Here is a 14,013-nt window from a genome sequence, read left to right on the forward strand (position 1 = left end):
GATAAGACTTCCCATCCAGAAATGGAGTAAGACCCCTTAGAGACTATGAGGTTGATAGGTTGGAGCTGTAAGTGTAGTAATACATGTAGGTGACCAATACTAACGGTTCGAGGGTTTGACCTAAAAATAAAAAATAATGAATAATAAAAAGTAAAGAGGATATAATAAATGAGGTACTAAAAAGTAATCAGTTGATTACTGTTAGCTTATTATTATGTTTGATACTTGATTATTAATGTATTATTAAGTGATAACGGTTAAATAGTAAAAATAGTTTGATTATGTTTAGTTTTGTGAGTACAAACAACACAAAACGTTGTTTAATAGCAAAAAACGCTATTTATAGAGTATTCATATTCCTTGATAGCTCAGCGGCAGAGCATTCGGCTGTTAACCGAAGGGTCGTAGGTTCGAACCCTACTCGGGGAGTTTCCCTAAAAGGAAGTAATTTATACAAATCATATACATTCCTCGATAGCTCAGCGGCAGAGCATTCGGCTGTTAACCGAAGGGTCGTAGGTTCGAACCCTACTCGGGGAGTTTCCTGAAAAGGAATTGCACATAGAAACCTTAATATATAAGTTTAATATAGACTACATAATAAGTGAATCTGTGTTTTCAGTTTTAATATAGGGGTATAGTTCAGTTGGTAGAACGTCGGTCTCCAAAACCGGATGTCGTGGGTTCAAGTCCTACTGCCCCTGTTTTAAGTTTTTTACAAGGCCCAGTGGTACAGTTGGTTAGCACGCCGCCCTGTCACGGCGGAGGTCGAGGGTTCGAGTCCCTTCTGGGTCGTTTAGCTTGACTGTTTGGTTTATGGTATAATAGGCCAAGCGGTTAGCTGTAATAATTTTAATGCATGGTCGCTTAGCTCAGCTGGGAGAGCATCTGCCTTACAAGCAGAGGGTCATAGGTTCGAGCCCTATAGCGACCATTTAATATGGCGGAATAGCTCAGTTGGCTAGAGCACACGGTTCATACCCGTGGTGTCGGGGGTTCAAATCCCTTTTCCGCTACTTTAACATAAAGAACCAGATGCAAAATGCATCTGGTTCTTTATGTTAAAGCTAATAGGCAGATAGACTAGGGGTAAATGAGAAAAATAGCTTTTAAGAGGGAATGTATTCACATTCAAAAAATACAAGCGCCTTATTTGATGCTAAGTCTACCATAATCCAGCGTTCAACATAATATTTGCGGTAAGTATAGAGCAAATATTCCTCTCTGCTGATTTCTATATCATTATGATAGTAGATTGTATGTAGGAGTTCAGATGAGTCAGTAATATATTCATAAACAAATTCGAACTGACAATTATTTCTAGAAATATACGGTGCTAGTTCACTATAGTAAGAAAGATTGTGATAAATAAATTCACCAAACATATTATGAGGTGAGTCTCTAAAAAGTATCCAGTCTCGCTTTTCGATAAGCGCTAAGTAGGCGATAACTTTCATAGGTATTTGAGTTCTATATTCTTTTTCAATCACTAAATTGCCTGTGGCATCGGATCTTAGCATGATTACTTGATAAGACATATTTAACGACCTCCTTAAGTAATGTATATATCTATATATATTACTTAAAATAATTTATAGACTAAAAAAATGGACAAGAGTCTAAAAGGTAACAATAATAATAAAAAATATCTTGACATGAGTCATTACATTTGATATACTACTCATGCATTCCTCGATAGCTCAGCGGCAGAGCATTCGGCTGTTAACCGAAGGGTCGTAGGTTCGAACCCTACTCGGGGAGTTTCCTGAAAAGTAAACAATGACATATTCTATATACTTAGAAGGATCATTAGGTAATAACTATAGGGGTATAGTTCAGTTGGTAGAACGTCGGTCTCCAAAACCGGATGTCGTGGGTTCAAGTCCTACTGCCCCTGTTTTAAGTTTTTTACAAGGCCCAGTGGTACAGTTGGTTAGCACGCCGCCCTGTCACGGCGGAGGTCGAGGGTTCGAGTCCCTTCTGGGTCGTTTAGCTTGACTGTTTGGTTTATGGTATAATAGGCCAAGCGGTTAGCTGTAATAATTTTAATGCATGGTCGCTTAGCTCAGCTGGGAGAGCATCTGCCTTACAAGCAGAGGGTCATAGGTTCGAGCCCTATAGCGACCATTTAATATGGCGGAATAGCTCAGTTGGCTAGAGCACACGGTTCATACCCGTGGTGTCGGGGGTTCAAATCCCTTTTCCGCTATTACAAAAAAGCAGATGCGCTATGCATCTGTTTTTTTTTGTACGATACTTTTGCTTACGCAAAAACTATGTATATGAGTTAATTAAAACAGAAGAATATTTTATAAATTAGTATTAATTAACTAAAATATTATAATTAGCAATTGAAAATATAAAACATATGTGAGTATAATAGAAAGTATTAAGTGCTAAAATGTAAATAAGTACATACATTTAGTCCGAGGAGGAAGACGATTATGGTTAAAAAGTACATAAAATTTTTAGCGATAGTAGCTGTATTAGGAGTAATAAGTCTATTTGTTTATAATATATTATTTGATTTATGGAAAGATACAATTGCTCATGAAAAAGTGGTGAATAAAACTAAGACAAGCTCTAAAACAGATAACTTTTATAATATAGAGGTTCCGGAGAGTTTTGATTGGAAAAAATATAGCGGGACAACTTTAAATTTTATTGTAGAAAACAATATCAATGCTGATATACTCACGAAGCATGCAGCAAGCTTTACTGATTTAACCGGCATTAATATTAATATTGTTGCACTTGATTTTGACAGCATGATACAAAAAATTAATCTTGACTTTATATCTAAGACTGGAAAATTTACACTCATTTATGTAGATCCTTATCAAACATTAAATAGATTTAGTAACGACCTATGTAATCTTAATAAATACAATAATAGTTCTCTATTACCAAATATTCAAGGTGGATTAGATGACTTTTTTGAAGAGCAAGTTATGATAGAATCATACTTTATCAATCAAAATAGACTTTGCAGTATACCCTTTGATACAACAACAATGATTTTTTTCTATAGAAAAGATATCTTTAATAAATATAGAGATCAATTTATGAAAGAGAATGGGTTTGATTGGACACCAGGAACGCCTGAATTTACTTGGGAACGCTTTGTACAGGTCTCAGAATGGATTTCTAATAATGTGCCTAAAAGTGAAGTGAAATATGGAAGCGGGTATATGGGACAAAAACATAATTCACTTTATTGTCTCTTTTCCACTATCCTCGCATCTTACGGGGGAGATTATTTTGAAGATGAAAATATTAGTACAATTGGTACCCACAAGCCTAATAATATAGTCATTAACAGCAAAGCATTTATAGAAGCATTAAAGACCTATAAAAAGATTAACAGTGTATCATCTCCTGAAAGTCGAGATTGGAATTGGTATGATACGGCAGAGGCTTTTAAAAATGGAGAGGTAGCTATGATGCTTAATTGGGATGAAAATATTTCTGCTATAGAGAATGCAGCAATTTCTAAAGTTGCGGGTAATGTAGGTTATAGTATCCTGCCCTATGGCAGCGCTAGAAGTGCAAATATTTATGGAGGTTCAGGTATTGGCATTAATAACTATGCGACTGATGTAGAAAAAGAAGCGGCATGGCTATTTATTGTATGGGCGACATCGCCCCAAGTTCAATCCCTTATTCTGGAAGAATCTGGCGGTGGCAGCCTACCGCCTAGAAAATCAATTTCCAGCGAAGAAAATATAGGGATACCCAATGTCTATACTAGTAGCAAAGGAATAAGTAAAACTGCAATCAAACAATCTCACGTTGTATTAGAAGCGTGGAAAAAAGAAAATGTATACTATAGGCCTAAGGTAGAAAATTTCTATCATATAGAAAGAATAATAATAGATGAGGTCTATAATATGATGCGGTATGATTTAGAACCGGAGCTTACAGCTCAAAAAATTTATACTAGAATCAATAATTTAACATGAAAGACAGAGTAGATATCATGGACAAAGTAAAATTAGTTAATAGTTTTCGTTTTAAAATAGTTATTATTATATTAGTATGTATTCTTATTCCTATTACCTTTCTTTATACAAGTTATTATTATAAAGTTAAAGAAATCATCACTAAAAAATATAGTGATTCAGCGGTACAGTCTGTTTATGAAGGTGCAGAAAATATAGATTTTATTTTAAAAGATCTTAGAGAATTTTCTAATATAGTATTTATTAATAATGAAATAAATGAGGCACTTAACAACTCAAGCAATGTAAGTCAAGTAGAATTTTTAAATATTATCAGAGGATTATTTACGTCGAGACAGGATATAGAAGCGATATCTTTATTAGTGGATGATAAGCTCTATTCTGTAGGCGCTATTAAGTTGGATAAAGATCCAGAAGTATTTGATATGCTTGAGACGACAAAGGGAGAATGTGTGTGGGTTAATACAAGCATAGAAAGAACTCAAATCTTATCCAGTCAATTTACAAAGTACTTCTTTTCTTTAGGAAGAACAATTGTTGATCTTAATACACTAGAGTCATTAGGTGTCCTTAAAATAGACATCAATGAATCAATATTAGAAAAATCCTATAAAAGTTTAATGGCAGAGGAAGGCAGTGAAGTATTTATTTGCTCTAACTTAGGAGATGTAATAAGTCATCCAAACAAGGAAATGATAGGTCTTAATATTAAGCATAAATTATATATGCAAAGTATTTTAACTTCCAATGAGAAACAAGGCTATATCTCTTATCAGGAAGATGGCGTGGAGAAAGTAGCTATCTATTCTACTTGTGATGTATCTGACTGGAAACTTGTTAAGGCTATACCTACAGCGTACTTGTATAAAGAGATTATGCAAATTCAAGGCTATATTATTATATTAGGGATCCTGTACTTTATAACAACAATAACTCTAGGCCTTTTTTTAGCTGCTATGATCACAAGCCCCATAGAGAGACTTATGAAACTTATGAAAAAGGTAGAGAAGGGGAATCTTGACATCCATGCAGAAATAACGAGTAAGGATGAAATAGGACAGCTGAGTAAGAGTTTTAACAATATGATTGATAATATGAATCTGATGATGAATAAAAACATAGAAGAAGAACGTCAGAAGAAAGAAATGGAGATTGAAGTGTTAAGAGCACAAATTAATCCTCACTTCTTATACAATACGCTTAATACTATTAAGTGGATGGCTAAAATACAAGGCAGCACCAGTATCAGTAATGCTGTCAATGCTTTAACTAAACTGCTTCGGGTAAGTATCAGTATAGGTAAAGAGAAGATATTGCTAAATGATGAGATTAGCTATGTACAAAATTACTTAGTGATTCAGCGTCTAAGATTTAGTGAAAAGTTTAATATCGAATATATGATAGAAGAATCGTGCTTTAAGTGTCTTGTTCCGAAGTTGATTTTACAGCCTATTGTGGAAAACTCACTCATTTATGGTACAGATGAAGATAGCTTAGAGACACTGAGCATTATTATAAGGGCCTACGAAGAAGAAAATGTGCTTCATATCAGTGTAGAGGATAATGGACCAGGTATCTGCAAAGATGTTTTAGATAATATACTTACCCATAGGCAAGGCATAGATAAGTTTAGTACAGTGGGCCTTAATAATATTAATCAACGTATCAAACTGCACTATGGCGATGAATATGGCATAGAGATTCAATCGAAAGTTGATGAAGGGACACGGGTATTAATCAGACTGCCGATTCATAAGGAATAACTTACAGGCGTCAATCGAATAGGGGGAAGGTCAGTGTATAAAGTATTAATTATAGATGATGAAGTATTAGTGAGAGTAGGCTTAAAATCAACCATTAATTGGGAATCCATAGGTTTTTCAATAGTGGGAGAAGCCTCAAATGGCGAGAAGGGATATGAGCAGTATAAGCTTCATAAACCAGATGTGATTATTACAGATATAAAAATGCCTCATAAAGACGGTATGTGGCTTATTAAAAAAATACGTGAAACCAATAAACAGGTAAAGATCCTCATCTTAACCTGTTATGATGAATTTGAATATGTAAGAGAAGCACTGAAATTAGGAGCAGATGACTATATTCTTAAATCAGAAATTGAAGATGAAGAGCTGATTGATTCTATGAGTAAGTTTAAAGCACAGCTAAAGTTAATCCCGGATAAAGATAAGGAGCTTAGAGTCTTAAAAGAGCAGTTTGAAAGTAATGCTGTTGTATTAAAAGCGAAGCTTTTGGAAGATTTGGTAAATAAAAACAAACTTAATGAAATAGCACTGCAAAATGAATATTTAAAAATCCAGTTTCCTACCCATAGCTGCCACTTTTCTTTTGTAACACTTATAAGAGAAGATGAAAAGAAGAAAAATGAAGCATTGCAGCAAAATAATGACAGCATGAATGATGCTATTATTAATCTAATCTATGATATATGTCAAAATGAAAAAATGAATATACTGGCCAATAGAGAGGGCGAAAGATTTCAATTTCTTTTAGCAAGAGAGAATTTGCATCAAAACAATGTAGAGCAGACTATTATTTATGTTCAAGAAAAAGTTATGCAGTATTTTAATATAACTTTAAGCGGTGTATACAGTGCCATATTTAATAATCTCACATATTTAGGGGAAGTGGTGGTAGCTTGTAAAATAAAAGAAGAGGAATTTTTTTATACAAGTGGGCCGAAACTGCTTTTTACTAAGGTGCAAGAAGCTCAGATAGAGGATAATAAAAGAAATATGCCAAATAGCAGCATATTTAATTTAGATACAGATTTTAAAAAACTTATTATTAAATACATTGATGAAGAAAACATTGAAAAGTGTAAAGAGCACTTAGAAGAGTTGGCACAGTTATTTGGAAAATATCATTTAAATTCATTGGAGGTTAAACTATTTTATTCTAATCTTGTAAATACTTTATTTGAAAAGTATGGTCAGTGTTTTAGAGAGACAAACTATATTAAAGACTATCATTACTACTATAATCTTATTATTAACTTAAATAAAATGAAGGAACTTGCGTCATTGCTGGACTTATTTATTACTGATGCGGTAAGAAGTATAAAAGAATACCGTGTAAGTAATTCTAAATATGTTATGAAAAGGGCTATGGAATATATAGATGCGCATTATTATAATAAGATATCCTTAGAAGATATAGCAAACTATATTAATTTGTCTAAACACTATGTTTCATATTTATTTAAAAAAGAAACAGGCATTAATATTTCAGCCTATATTAATGATATTAGGATTGAAAAAGCCAAACAAATGATTGTGCAAAGAGAGTATAAGATAAAAGAGATCTTCGAAAAAGTTGGATTTTCAGATCAACAATATTTTTCAAAGGCTTTCAAAAAGGCTACGGGAATGACTGTTACTCAGTATAAAGAATCAATAGAACATCAAAAATAGAAAAATACACTACAAAAAGCACTAATGCGAAAGAAGCGTTAGTGCTTTTTGTATATTAGAATTTATTGAAAAGGCATTCTGGTGAGAAAAATGCTTAGATATAGTAATATTTTTAAAATAAATTGTAACATATTACAAATAATTATTAAGGCGTACTAAGAGAGAAATAAAGTACAAAACAATAGAAACAAAATACATTACTTAATTTTATATAAAAAGATAGAATGAATTCAGAAGTTGTAAGTCTAATAGCTTTATTACATAGAAGGGAGGGAGCGTATGGATTTGGCAATACCCAAACTTGAACTTAAGAATATAGAAAAATCATTTCCAGGGGTAAAAGCGCTTGGTAATGTTAACTTTTCGGTCAAGAAAGGTACAGTTCATGTGCTTTGTGGTGAAAATGGTGCAGGCAAGTCTACTTTAATGAAAATTATTAACGGTATTTATCAGCCTGATCAAGGACAAATGCTCATAGACGGTAAGGAGGTAAAGGTAAATAACCCTATAGAAGCAAGGAAAAATGGTATCTCTATGATTTTCCAAGAGCTTAATTACATACCAGAGATTACCATAGAACAAAGTATGTTCTTAGGAAATGAACCAACTAATAAGTTTGGCAAGATAGATTGGAAAAAAATAAGAAACGAAACACTTAGACTGCTGCAGCAAGAAAAACTTAATTATAAACCTACGACTCAGTTAAAAGATTTAACTATTTCAGATATTCAAATGTTAGAAATACTTAAAGCAGTCTCTTATGGATCAGACATTATTATTATGGATGAGCCGACATCTGCCATTACACGTAATGAGGTTGAAATATTATTTGGCAAAATTGCTGAACTAAAAGCAAAGGGTGTAAGTATTATTTATATTTCTCATAAGATGGAAGAGATATTTAGAATAGCAGATGAAATAACAGTTTTAAGAGATGGGATTATGATAGATACAAAGCCAACGCATGAGCTTACCATTGATAAAGTTATTGCGCTTATGGTAGGCCGAGAAATGAGTAATATCTATCCCAAAGAAGCCATACCTATTGGTGAGACAATATTAGAAGTTAAGCATCTAACAAATAGCCCGATATTCAGTGATGTAAGCTTTAATATTAAAAAAGGCGAAATAGTTGGATTTGCAGGACTGATGGGAGCTGGAAGAAGTGAGGTTGCAAGAGCAATTTTTGGACTTGATTATTTTGAAAGCGGACAGGTCATTATTAAAGGGAAAGAAGTAAAAATTAACAAAGTAATAGACAGTATTAATCACGGTATGGTTATGTTATCAGAAGATAGAAAACGTTATGGTATTATCGGCGTTCGGGGAGTCAGAGAAAATGTTGCCTTATCAAAACTTGAGAAATTTATTTATAAGGGAAGATTACATACTAAGGATGAGAACACCACAGTTTCCGAGATCTGTAAACGCATGAATGTTAAGACGCCATCGCTAGAAACATCTATTGATTCATTAAGCGGCGGTAATCAGCAAAAAGTAATGTTAGCCAGATGGATGCTTTGTGATCCGGAAATTCTTATACTGGATGAACCTACAAGAGGTATAGACGTAGGGGCGAAATATGAAATATATAAACTGATGAGCGAACTTGTAAAAGAAGAAAGAAGCATTATTATGATTTCATCAGAACTGCCTGAGCTTATAGGTATGTGTGATCGTATTTATGTGATGGCAGGCGGGAAGATAACGGGTGAACTTGAAATGAGAGAGTTTACTCAAGAAAACATTATGAAGTTAGCTACAAAGGGGTGATGAGAGGATGAATAGTAAAGAATTAAATAAGTGGTGGTCTAAAGCAACGAGTAAGTACAGCATTTATATTATTTTAGTTGCCATGTTTATAGTATGTTCAGTAATAAGCCCGGTATTTTTATCCACAAAAAACATTACGAATATCTCCAGGCAGATTTCTATTACAACGATCATAGCATTTGGAGAAACACTGCTTATTATATGTGGACTTATTGATTTATCAGCAGGATCAGTACTTGCACTATCGGGGGTGCTGTCAGTTGCAGCATACAAACTTACAGGATCAATGCAAATTGCTATGTTAGTGGGGATCAGTGTCGGGATATTCTGTAATGCCATTAATGGGATGCTGGTTACAAAATTTAAGACACCGCCGTTTATTGCGACACTCGCTATGCAGACAGCAGCAAGAGGAGCAGCACTTCTATATACCAATGGTCAAAACATTTACCAAATAGGTGAGTATAAGGCACTTGGTCAGAATTCAATAGGAATTATTCCAATACCGGTTATTTTTATGATTGGAACGACAGCTATGACGTGGTACATATTAAATCACACAAGATTTGGAAGACATTTATATGCAGTAGGAGGCAGTGAAGAAGCAGCGCGTGCTTCCGGGGTTAATAATAATAGAACAAAAATGATAGCTTATCTTATCAATGGTTTATTTGTAGGTATTGCTGGGGTACTCTTTATGTCAAGGGTTAACGCCGGACTGCCTAATGGAGGTATTGGTGCTGAGTTTGAAGCGATGACTTCAGCGATCATAGGAGGTACTAGTTTTTCAGGTGGTATTGGTACAGCCATGGGAACTTTAGCGGGGGCATTTATTATGGGATTTGTAAATAATATTATGAACCTTCTAGGCGTTCAATCTTATATGCAGCAGATTGTAAAAGGGATTATCATTGCACTGGCAGTAGTTTATGATATTCGTTCTAAAACCAAAAGAGACAAGAAAAAACAAGGCAATATCAATGAAAAAGTAATGGATAAGGATGGTAAGCGTAAGACGTGAGGTACTTTATAATGCGAATTTATATAAATTCTATATAAATTTTAAAACAAAACTAAGGGGGAATTTTTTATGAAGAGTATGAAAAAATTAATGGCTGTTATGATGAGTTCAATGCTTGCGTTATCACTTTCTGTAGGATGTGCTGCTACATCTGAAACTAGCGGTACAACTGAAGCACCAAAGGCAGCTGCGTCAAATGATGCAAAACCAGCAGAAGAAGCTCAAAAAACATACAGAATTGCTTATATTGCAAGAGCACAAAGTGACTCTTTTGCAGCGTGGCTAGCGAATGCTGTAAAAGACGAAGTTGCAGCAAATTATAAAGATGTTACTGTAGATATATTTGATGGAGAAAGTAAGAATGAAGTTATTGCAAGTCATATAGAAAATGCAGTAACTAACCAATATGATGCTATTCTCTTACAACCATATGATTCAGAAGCACAAGTAGCTCCTGCTATGGAAGCTATGAATGCAGGTGTTCAGCTTGTAACTGTTAATAATCGTATTAATGATAATGACAGAGCAGGCGCAATAGATGCTGATCCAGTTGAACAAGCGGCAAAAAATGCAGAACTGGCATTAGCTCAGATCCCACAAAATGGTAAAGTTGTTGTACTTATGGGACCAGCGGGAAACATGCATTCGGATATGAGAAGAATAGGCTGGCAGAAAGCATTTTTTGACAAACGCCCAGATGTTAAAATTTTAGACGAACAAATTGCAAACTGGAATAAAGATGAAGCAATGCGTTTTATGGAAGACTGGATTCAAACTTATGGAGAAATAGATGCGATTGTTTCTATGAATGATAATATGGCAGTAGGTGCGCTTGAGGCAGCAAAAGCCGCTGGTATGAATGATATTTTATCTTATGGTGTTGATGGTACTGCAGAAGCTTGTCTTGCGATTGCAGCTGGCGAAATGACATCTACTACACTTCAAAGTGCCTATACGCTTGCAGAAGAAGCGGTAAAATTAACTTATAAACTTATGACAGGAACAGGAGATCGTGAAACAATTCTTGTAGATTGTCCGCTTATTACAAAAGAAAATGCACAAGAATATATCGAGCTTCACAAAAAAGCAGGTAACCTTAATTAATAAGATAATTATAAGTAATAAAAAACATAGTTTACTAAAAGCAAAGGAGACCTAAATAATGCGTAATCAAGCTGTATATATGACAGGTACTTATAATATGGAAACCAGGGATATTAATATCCCTGTTCCAAAAGCAAAAGAAGTTTTAATTAAACTCGAGTATGTTGGGATATGTGGTTCAGATGTTCATTATTATGAGCATGGCAGAATTGGCGACTTCGTAGTTAATGGTGATTTTATACTAGGACACGAATGTGCTGGAGAAGTTGTGCAAATAGGAGAAGAAGTCACCACATTAAAAGTAGGGGATAGAGTCGCTCTTGAACCAGGTATTACTTGCGGACAATGTGAATTTTGCAAAAGTGGTAAATATAATTTGTGTCCAGATGTAGAGTTTTTAGCAACACCACCTTATCATGGATCACTTATGAACTATATTGCCTATCCAGAAAATATGGCTTTCAAATTGCCTGAGAATGTAAGTACATTAGAAGGGGCACTTGTAGAACCATTGGCAGTGGGTATGCACGCTGCAGCTCAGGGAAATGTTAAAGTAGGAGACACAGTGGTTGTATTAGGGGCTGGGTGCATAGGTATAGTGACCCTGCTTGCATGCAAAGCCTATGGGGCTACAAATATTATCGTAACTGATATTATCGATAAAAGACTTGAAGTTGCTAAAAAGCTAGGTGCAACAGCTGTAATTAATCCTAAAAATGAAAATTTAAGAGAAAAACTGGCGGAGCTCACAAATGGGCAAGGTGCTGATGTTGTTATTGAAACAGCTGGTGCCGAAGTCACCATTAAAGAAAGTGCTTATTTAGTAAAAAGAGGAGGTGCCATCGTTCTTGTTGGTTTAGCACCTAAAGATATTATTGAGTTTGACTTCATGCAGATTATGGCAAAAGAAGCAGAAATTAAATCGGTGTTCCGTTACCGTAATATTTATCCCGCAGCGATTGGTGCCATTGCAGATGGTAAGATTGATGTAAAAGGTATAGTCACTCATGAATTTGATTTTTCAGATGCTAAAAAAGCTTTTGATGATGTGATTCAAAATAAAAATGATGTGGTTAAAGCTGTTATCAAGTTATAAATACAGGAGGTCTAAAGCATGGCATATTTACTTGGAATTGACATAGGCACATCCGGTACAAAAACAGTTTTATTTGACAATGCGGGAAATGCAGTTGCTTCTTCAACTAAAGAGTACCCCTTGTATCAACCACAAATAGGATGGGCAGAACAAGATCCTTTAGACTGGTGGCACGCTGTATGTGAGACGATTAAGGAAGTTATTTATAAAAAAAACATTATGCCGCAGGATATTAAAGGTATAGGGCTCTCAGGACAAATGCATGGGCTTGTTATGCTAGATAAAGAAGGGAATGTCATTCGAAAATCTATTATTTGGTGTGATCAGCGTACGGAAAAAGAATGTACTGAGATTACACAGAGAGTCGGAGCTGAGAGATTAATGCAGATTACTGCGAATCCAGCACTGACAGGTTTTACAGCTTCAAAAATATTATGGGTAAGAAATAATGAGCCAGACAACTACGAAAAGTGCAGAAAGATTTTACTGCCAAAAGATTACATCAGATATATGTTAACGGGAGAATTTGCAACAGAAGTATCTGATGCATCGGGGATGCAGCTGTTAGATATCAGCGAGAGAAAATGGTCATCAGAGGTTTTAGAGAAGCTTGAAATTCCAAGAGAATATTTAGCAGATGTCTATGAGTCTGTAGTGGTAACTGGTAAAGTAAATAAAAAAGCTGCCCAAGCAACAGGGTTGATGATTGATACCCCTGTAGTAGGCGGAGCAGGAGATCAGGCTGCAGGCGGCATCGGAAACGGTATAATAAAAGAAGGACTTGTATCTACAATGATAGGGACATCAGGCGTAGTATTTGCACATCTAGACAGACCAATGATAGATAGTGCTGGAAGAGTACATACTTTTTGCCACGCTGTGCCAGGCGCTTGGCATGTTATGGGTGTTACACAAGGGGCTGGGTTGTCTTTAAAGTGGTTTAGAGACAACTTCTGCATAGGCGAAATGGGTGTAGCAAAGTTTATGAATATTGACCCTTATGTACTGATGACTAAACAAGCAGAGTGTTCGCCAGCTGGATCAAGGGGAATTATCTACTTACCTTATTTAATGGGAGAACGATCACCCCATTTAAATCCTAAAGCTAAAGGGGTATTCTTTGGCATCACTGCATCACATACAAAAAATGATATGTTAAGAGCTGTACTTGAAGGTGTGTCATATTCACTTGCTGACTGTATGGACATTATTAAAGGGATGGGCATTACTCCAAATCAAGTTATGGCTTCTGGCGGAGGCGGAAAAAGTAAGCTCTGGAGACAAATTCAAGCAGATATGTTTAATAGTACTATTTGTACAAACAAATCATCAGAAGGCGGAGCACTGGGTGTAGCACTGCTGGCTGGTGTAGGGGCCGGAATTTATAAAAATATTAATGAGGCATGTGAAATAGCTATAAATGTAGAAGCGGAGCAAAATCCTATTGAAATGAATGTACAAACATATAGTAAGTACCATAAACTATATCAAAAGTTATATATTGATTTAAAGGATAGTTTTGAGCTTTTTGAACAATAACACCTATTTACTTACTCCCACTATTAAAAATAAAAAACAGGTTATATTTTGCAAGCAAGCTTGCTATAATATATAATCTGTTTT

The 14,013-nt window shown here is 35.0% G+C and carries 9 protein-coding genes, 11 tRNA genes and 1 rRNA gene; 20 read left to right on the top strand and 1 reads right to left on the bottom strand.

Features of this window, described 5'->3' with window-relative positions; genetic code table 11:
• From BN3326_RS17540 to BN3326_RS17570, 7 genes are all read left to right on the top strand, one after another.
• Positions 1–123 (top strand): 23S ribosomal RNA (locus BN3326_RS17540); the annotation flags it as partial.
• Positions 124–357: 234 nt separating this feature from the next.
• A tRNA-Asn gene (locus BN3326_RS17545) sits at positions 358–429 on the top strand.
• Between the two features lie 39 nt (positions 430–468).
• Positions 469–540 (top strand) — tRNA-Asn (locus BN3326_RS17550).
• 91 nt (positions 541–631) lie between these two features.
• Positions 632–704: transfer RNA gene (locus BN3326_RS17555), tRNA-Trp, on the top strand.
• Positions 705–721: 17 nt separating this feature from the next.
• Positions 722–795, top strand: a tRNA-Asp gene (locus BN3326_RS17560).
• A gap of 66 nt (positions 796–861) precedes the next feature.
• Positions 862–934 (top strand) — tRNA-Val (locus BN3326_RS17565).
• Between the two features lie 8 nt (positions 935–942).
• A tRNA-Met gene (locus BN3326_RS17570) sits at positions 943–1,016 on the top strand.
• Positions 1,017–1,109: 93 nt separating this feature from the next.
• On the opposite strand, the gene BN3326_RS17575 is transcribed toward BN3326_RS17570, so the two are convergent.
• Positions 1,110–1,538, bottom strand: a complete 429-nt coding sequence (locus BN3326_RS17575; RefSeq protein ID WP_070000565.1) for a hypothetical protein — start codon at positions 1,536–1,538, stop codon at positions 1,110–1,112.
• A 151-nt stretch (positions 1,539–1,689) separates the two neighbouring features.
• Between BN3326_RS17575 and BN3326_RS17580 the strand changes: the two genes are divergently transcribed.
• From BN3326_RS17580 to xylB, 13 genes are all read left to right on the top strand, one after another.
• Positions 1,690–1,761: transfer RNA gene (locus tag BN3326_RS17580), tRNA-Asn, on the top strand.
• A gap of 63 nt (positions 1,762–1,824) precedes the next feature.
• Positions 1,825–1,897: transfer RNA gene (locus tag BN3326_RS17585), tRNA-Trp, on the top strand.
• Positions 1,898–1,914: 17 nt separating this feature from the next.
• A tRNA-Asp gene (locus tag BN3326_RS17590) sits at positions 1,915–1,988 on the top strand.
• 66 nt (positions 1,989–2,054) lie between these two features.
• A tRNA-Val gene (locus BN3326_RS17595) sits at positions 2,055–2,127 on the top strand.
• Between the two features lie 8 nt (positions 2,128–2,135).
• Positions 2,136–2,209 (top strand) — tRNA-Met (locus BN3326_RS17600).
• Positions 2,210–2,444: 235 nt separating this feature from the next.
• The gene (locus tag BN3326_RS17605) at positions 2,445–3,962 is read left to right on the top strand and encodes an ABC transporter substrate-binding protein (protein WP_070000566.1); all 1,518 of its coding nucleotides are present in this window, start codon (positions 2,445–2,447) and stop codon (positions 3,960–3,962) included.
• A 17-nt stretch (positions 3,963–3,979) separates the two neighbouring features.
• Complete coding sequence (locus BN3326_RS17610; protein WP_070000567.1) at positions 3,980–5,725, top strand: sensor histidine kinase; 1,746 nt, start codon at positions 3,980–3,982, stop codon at positions 5,723–5,725.
• A gap of 33 nt (positions 5,726–5,758) precedes the next feature.
• Entirely contained in the window at positions 5,759–7,396 is a 1,638-nt protein-coding gene (locus BN3326_RS17615) for a response regulator transcription factor (protein WP_070000568.1), read from the top strand.
• A gap of 279 nt (positions 7,397–7,675) precedes the next feature.
• The gene (locus BN3326_RS17620) at positions 7,676–9,169 is read left to right on the top strand and encodes a sugar ABC transporter ATP-binding protein (protein WP_070000569.1); all 1,494 of its coding nucleotides are present in this window, start codon (positions 7,676–7,678) and stop codon (positions 9,167–9,169) included.
• 7 nt (positions 9,170–9,176) lie between these two features.
• Complete coding sequence (locus BN3326_RS17625) at positions 9,177–10,190, top strand: ABC transporter permease (protein ID WP_070000570.1); 1,014 nt, start codon at positions 9,177–9,179, stop codon at positions 10,188–10,190.
• Between the two features lie 69 nt (positions 10,191–10,259).
• A complete protein-coding gene (locus BN3326_RS17630; RefSeq protein WP_330389765.1) occupies positions 10,260–11,294 on the top strand; it encodes a sugar ABC transporter substrate-binding protein in 1,035 nt (344 codons plus the stop codon).
• Between the two features lie 58 nt (positions 11,295–11,352).
• On the top strand, positions 11,353–12,390 hold the full coding sequence (locus tag BN3326_RS17635; RefSeq protein ID WP_070000571.1) for an NAD(P)-dependent alcohol dehydrogenase: 1,038 nt from the start codon (positions 11,353–11,355) through the stop codon (positions 12,388–12,390).
• A gap of 18 nt (positions 12,391–12,408) precedes the next feature.
• Positions 12,409–13,929: a xylulokinase gene (xylB, locus tag BN3326_RS17640; protein WP_070000572.1), complete on the top strand. Its 1,521-nt coding sequence runs from the start codon at positions 12,409–12,411 to the stop codon at positions 13,927–13,929.
• Positions 13,930–14,013 lie beyond the last annotated feature (84 nt).

This window comes from Cellulosilyticum sp. I15G10I2 (genome assembly GCF_900095725.1).
Taxonomy (GTDB): Bacteria; Bacillota; Clostridia; order Lachnospirales; family Cellulosilyticaceae; genus FMMP01.

What these genes read in the sequence shown, in the direction of transcription:
- BN3326_RS17575 (WP_070000565.1), bottom strand. Translation starts at nt 1,538, where the DNA reads ATGTCTTATCAAGTAATCATGCTAAGATCCGATGCCACAGGCAATTTA.
- BN3326_RS17605 (WP_070000566.1), top strand. Translation starts at nt 2,445, where the DNA reads ATGGTTAAAAAGTACATAAAATTTTTAGCGATAGTAGCTGTATTAGGA.
- BN3326_RS17610 (WP_070000567.1), top strand. Translation starts at nt 3,980, where the DNA reads ATGGACAAAGTAAAATTAGTTAATAGTTTTCGTTTTAAAATAGTTATT.
- BN3326_RS17620 (WP_070000569.1), top strand. Translation starts at nt 7,676, where the DNA reads ATGGATTTGGCAATACCCAAACTTGAACTTAAGAATATAGAAAAATCA.
- BN3326_RS17625 (WP_070000570.1), top strand. Translation starts at nt 9,177, where the DNA reads ATGAATAGTAAAGAATTAAATAAGTGGTGGTCTAAAGCAACGAGTAAG.
- BN3326_RS17630 (WP_330389765.1), top strand. Translation starts at nt 10,260, where the DNA reads ATGAAGAGTATGAAAAAATTAATGGCTGTTATGATGAGTTCAATGCTT.
- BN3326_RS17635 (WP_070000571.1), top strand. Translation starts at nt 11,353, where the DNA reads ATGCGTAATCAAGCTGTATATATGACAGGTACTTATAATATGGAAACC.
- xylB (WP_070000572.1), top strand. Translation starts at nt 12,409, where the DNA reads ATGGCATATTTACTTGGAATTGACATAGGCACATCCGGTACAAAAACA.